General features: G+C 58.7%; 1 protein-coding gene. It reads left to right on the forward strand.

Annotation, left to right across the window (positions count from 1 at the left end):
• Positions 1 to 271, forward strand: a 271-nt coding sequence (locus KVS69_RS19630) for a UPF0262 family protein (RefSeq protein ID WP_217539726.1), incomplete at both ends; no start/stop codon positions are given.

Here is a 271-nt window from a genome sequence, read left to right on the forward strand (position 1 = left end):
CGTGGAGGAAAACTCGTTCGAGCCGATCGGCCATCCCGGTGGTCCATACAAGCTCAGGCTTTCCCTGGTCGATTCCAAGCTGGTGCTCGGTATCTCCACGGAAAAGGGCGACGACGTGGCGACCCATATCCTCTCGCTCACGCCGTTCCGGCGGATCAACAAGGATTATTTCATGATCTGCGAATGCTATTACGAGGCGATCCGCTCCTCGACGCCGAGCCGGCTCGTATCGATCGACATGGGACGGCGCGGCACCCATAATGAAGGTTCG

The sequence above is a fragment of the Stenotrophomonas sp. GbtcB23 genome, from assembly GCF_019091045.1.
In the GTDB taxonomy this organism is placed as follows: Bacteria; Pseudomonadota; Gammaproteobacteria; order Xanthomonadales; family Xanthomonadaceae; genus Stenotrophomonas; species Stenotrophomonas rhizophila_A.